Origin of the sequence: Streptomyces sp. RP5T (assembly GCF_003933965.1) — a bacterium.
GTDB lineage: Bacteria > Actinomycetota > Actinomycetes > Streptomycetales > Streptomycetaceae > Streptomyces.
Map to the genome: position 1 here is coordinate 1 of NZ_RSAJ01000650.1, position 4,416 is coordinate 4,416.

At 73.2% G+C, this 4,416-nt stretch carries 4 protein-coding genes; 1 reads left to right on the plus strand and 3 read right to left on the minus strand.

Features of this window, described 5'->3' with window-relative positions; translation table 11 throughout:
• Nucleotides 1-4 precede the first annotated feature (4 nt).
• From EHS43_RS38385 to EHS43_RS38395, 3 genes are all read right to left on the minus strand, one after another.
• Entirely contained in the window at nt 5-1,489 is a 1,485-nt protein-coding gene (locus EHS43_RS38385) for a DUF2252 domain-containing protein (RefSeq protein WP_260470909.1), read from the minus strand.
• A 116-nt stretch (nt 1,490-1,605) separates the two neighbouring features.
• Nucleotides 1,606-2,238: a response regulator transcription factor gene (locus EHS43_RS38390; RefSeq protein ID WP_125195220.1), complete on the minus strand. Its 633-nt coding sequence runs from the start codon at nt 2,236-2,238 to the stop codon at nt 1,606-1,608.
• Complete coding sequence (locus tag EHS43_RS38395; RefSeq protein WP_125195222.1) at nt 2,238-3,542, minus strand: sensor histidine kinase; 1,305 nt, start codon at nt 3,540-3,542, stop codon at nt 2,238-2,240. The genes EHS43_RS38390 and EHS43_RS38395 overlap by 1 nt, the downstream gene beginning before the upstream one ends.
• Nucleotides 3,543-3,732: 190 nt before the next feature.
• Between EHS43_RS38395 and EHS43_RS38400 the strand changes: the two genes are divergently transcribed.
• Nucleotides 3,733-4,416: ABC transporter ATP-binding protein (locus EHS43_RS38400; protein WP_148104205.1), on the plus strand; the 684-nt coding region annotated here is incomplete at its 3' end.

Here is a 4,416-nt window from a genome sequence, read left to right on the forward strand (position 1 = left end):
CTCCTCAGACCCCCGTCTCCGCCGCCACCCTCCCTGACCGGATCGCCGCCACCAGTTCCCCGTGGTCGGCCTCCGTGCGGTCCGCGTAGGTCACCGCGAACGTGGCGATCGCCTCGTCGAGTTCGTCGTTCTTGCCGCAGTAGCCGGCGATCAGGCGCGGGTCGGCGCTGTGCGAGTGGGCGCGGGCCAGGAGGGCGCCGGTCATACGGCCGTAGTCGTCTATCTGGTCGGCGGAGAGGGCGGCCGGGTCGACGCTGCCCTTGCGGTTGCGGAACTGGCGGACCTGGAAGGGCAGGCCCGCCACGGTCGTCCAGCCGAGCAGGATGTCGCTGACGACCTGCATCCGCTTCTGGCCGAGGACCACCCGGCGGCCCTCGTGGTCGACCTCCGGGGCGTCGAAGCCCGCGGTGACCAGGTGCGGCAGCAGGGCGGAGGCCCGCGCCTCCTTGACCTGGAGGACCAGCGGTTCGCCGCGGTGGTCCAGCAGCAGGACGACGTAGGAACGCGTGCCCACGCTGCCCGTGCCGACGACGCGGAACGCCACGTCGTGCACCGCGTGGCGGGCCAGCAGCGGGAGACGGTCCTCGGAGACGGTGGTCAGGTAGTGCTCCAGGGACGCGGCCACCTCCGCGGCCTCCTCGTCGGGCACCCGGCGCAGCACCGGCGGGGCGTCCACGAAGCGCCGGCCACCGTCCTCCGTGAGCTCCGTCGACTTCGCGGCGAAGCGGCCGCTGGTGTTGGCCCGCGCCTTCTCCGAGACCCGCTCCAGTGTGCCGACCAGGTCATGGGCGTCGGTGTGGGAGACGAGTTCCTCGTCCGCGATCGCGTTCCACGCGTCCAGCACCGGGAGCTTGGCGAGCAGCCGCATGGTGCGCCGGTACGCGCCCACCGCGCCGTGCGCCGCCGTGCGGCAGGTGTCCTCGTCGGCGCCGATCTCCCGGCCCGCGAGGACCAGGGAGGCGGCGAGCCGCTTGAGGTCCCACTCCCAGGGGCCGAAGACCGTCTCGTCGAAGTCGTTGAGGTCGATGACCAGGCCGCCGCGGGCGTCGCCGTACAGGCCGAAGTTGGCGGCGTGCGCGTCGCCGCAGATCTGGGCGCGGATCCTGGTCATCGGGGTGCGGGCCAGGTCGTACGCCATGAGTCCCGCCGAACCGCGCAGGAAGGCGAACGGGGTGGCCGCCATCCGGCCCACCCGGATCGGTGTGAGCTCGGGCAGGCGGCCGCGGCTCGATTCCTCGACCGCGTCGACCGCGCTCGGGCGGGAGATGTCGAGGTCGAGTGCCGCATGGGCGCTGCGCGGGACGCTCTCCCGCAGGGCCTTGCCCTTCTTCTTCGGCGAGCCCTCGACGGGCCACTGGGCGAACCCGCGCACCCGGGGCCGCCGGGTTTCGGCCACCGCGTCGGCCACCTCACCGGTCTCCACCGCGGCCGTCGTCTCCACACCGCCCTCGGTCACCGCGACCGCCTCCCCCATGACTCGCAGGAACATCAACTCGTGCCGACCGTACAGCCACCGGCCGAAACTCGTCAGACCCTGTGGACAACTCCACAGCTGTGGAAAACCCCCGGGAGACTCCAGGAGACCTCAGGGGAAGGGCGCGGCCCTCACGCCCGCAAGTACGCCAGCACCGCCAGCACCCGGCGATGCGTCTCCTGCGCCGGCGGCAGGTCCAGTTTCGTCAGGATGCCGCCGATGTGCTTGCCGACCGCGGCCTCGGACACCACCAGTTCCCGCGCGATCGCCCCGTTGGACTTCCCCTCGGCGATCAGCGCGAGGACCTCCCGCTCTCGCGGGGTGAGCCGCTCCAGCGGATCGCGGCGCCGGCGCAGCAACTGGCGTACGACTTCGGGGTCCACGACCGTGCCTCCGTCCGCGACCTCGCACAGGGCGTCGACGAACTGCTCCACCTGGCCGACGCGGTCCTTGAGCAGATAGCCGACGCCCGTGCCGTCTCCGGAGTCGAGGAGTTCGGAGGCGTACGTCCGCTGCACGTACTGGCTGAGGACCAGCACCGGCAGGCCCGGGCGCCGTTCCCGCAGGCGGATCGCGGCGTGCAGCCCCTCGTCCTGGAAGCCGGGGGGCATACGGACGTCCGTCACCACGATGTCGGGGCTGTGCTCCTCGGCGGCGATCAGCAGTGACTCGGCGTCGCCGACCGCGGCGACGACCTCGTGGCCGCACCGGCCGAGCAGTCCGACGAGTCCCTCGCGCAGCAGCACGCTGTCCTCGGCGAGCACTACCCGGAGCGATCGCGCTCCACCGGCACCCCGGTCCCGCGCGTCACGCCCGGCTCGGTCACCTCGCAAGGGAACTCCACACGCAACAGGGTGGGACCACCCGGCGGACTGGACAGGGAGAGTGTGCCATCGAGGACCGACACGCGGTCGGCGAGTCCCGTGAGCCCGCTGCCCGCCGAGGCGTCCGCGCCGCCGCGGCCGTCGTCCCGTACCTCCAGCAGCAGCCGTCCGCGCGCGTGGCCGCCGCGCACCTCGGCCCGGCCGGCCCCGCTGTGCTTGTCCACGTTGGCCAGCGCCTCGCAGACCACGAAGTAGGCGGCCGCCTCCACCGCCCGGTCCAGCCGCCCCGGCACCGACAGATCGACGTCGACCGGGACCGCGGAGCGGTCGGCGGCGTCGGCCACGGCGGCCGTCAGGCCGTAGTCCGCGAGGACCTGGGGGTGGATGCCCTGGATGAGTTCGCGGAGTTCGGCCAGGGCGCTGCCCGCCTCGTCGTGGGCCTTGGCGAGTTGGTCGGCGAGCGGCCCGGGCGGGGCGTCGAGACGGGCGAGGCCGACGGTCATCGTCAGGGCGACCAGGCGCTGTTGCGCCCCGTCGTGCAGATCGCGTTCGATGCGCCTGCGCTCCGCCTCGAAGGCGTCCACCAACCGCGCGCGTGAACGGCTCAGTTCGACGACCCGCGCGTCCGGTTCGCCCTCGCGCGAGGCGAGCAGCAACCGTGTCAGCCCGGCCCGGGCCCCCGCGAGGACCCCGAGCGCGTACAGGCCCACCGCGAGCAGCAGCAACCCCAGTACCGCCACGCCGAAGGCCGTCGGCCAGGTGGTGACCGTCCACTGTTTGAGGACCTTGGCCTCCCGGCCCTCCCCGACCGTGGCCATCAGCAGCGGGGCCGCCGTCATGGAGACGGGAAGGAGCAGGGCCACGGTGACCACGAGGGCGTCCACCGGCCAGAGCAGCCCGGCGAACAGCAGGGTGTACCCGAGTTCCCGCCAGGTCGCCTGTTCCTTCAGCCGTGTCGTCAGCCAGGCCCGCAGACCGGTGGCGGCGGGCGCCCGGTGCGGGTCCGGCACCGGGTCCGCGTCCACCAGGCGCAGCCGCCGCCGTTCCAGCCGGGCGACCACGACACCGGACAGCGCCAGCAGGACCAGCAGCGGCAGTCCCACCAGTACGAGGGCGAGCGCCCCGCCGGCCACCGCGAGCGTCAGGATCCCCACCAGCGCGACCACGCCGGCCAACGCACCGCTCAGCAGGTAACCCACCGAGCGCCAGGGCCACGCCGACAGCAGGAAACCCGGCCGGGACATGGCCTGCCACACATTCCGAGGTCGCATGCGGATCACCGTAGAAGCGCCGCGCGGGGCACGGCCATGGGCCAGGACGGAGGAGTGGGGGTAGGGCCGGCCCTACCCCAGGTCTAGTCCCCGCCGCACTGCGCCCGACTGCCTCCGGACGGTTTCGTGGAGCCACCGCGGACACCGGACGAGTGGGGGACCCATGAGCAGCGACGCCATCAGCCTGCGATCCGTCAGCAGGACATATGGCAGGACTTACAGCAGGGCAGTCGGCAGGACGTACGGCCGGACACGCACCAGGGACGGCAGACGGGCCTCGTACGACGACACCGCCGTGACCGCGCTCCACGACGTCACCCTCGCCTTCGCCCGCGGCTCCTTCACCGCCGTCATGGGCCCCTCCGGCTCCGGCAAGTCGACCCTGCTGCAGTGCGCCGCGGGCCTGGACCGGCCCACCTCGGGCTCGGTCACCCTGGACGGCACCGAACTCACGACGCTCAGCGAGGCCCGGCTGACCCGGCTGCGCCGCGAGCGCATCGGGTTCGTCTTCCAGGCGTTCAACCTGCTGCCCTCGCTCACCGCCGAGCAGAACGTCGCCCTCCCGCTCGGACTGGCCGGCCGACGCGTCCCGAAGGCCCGGATCCGCGAGGTGCTCCAGCAGGTCGGCCTCGCCGAACGCGCCCGGCACCGGCCGACGGAGCTGTCCGGCGGCCAGCAGCAGCGCGTGGCTCTGGCCCGCGCCCTGGTCACCCGTCCCGAAGTCCTCTTCGGCGACGAACCGACCGGTGCCCTGGACTCACGGACCGGGCGCGAGGTGCTGGCGCTGCTGCGCGCCATGGTCGACCGCGAGGGCCAGACGGTCGTCATGGTCACTCACGACCCGGTG

What these genes read in the sequence shown, in the direction of transcription:
- EHS43_RS38395 (WP_125195222.1), bottom strand. Translation starts at nt 3,542, where the DNA reads ATGTCCCGGCCGGGTTTCCTGCTGTCGGCGTGGCCCTGGCGCTCGGTG.
- EHS43_RS38385 (WP_260470909.1), bottom strand. Translation starts at nt 1,489, where the DNA reads ATGTTCCTGCGAGTCATGGGGGAGGCGGTCGCGGTGACCGAGGGCGGT.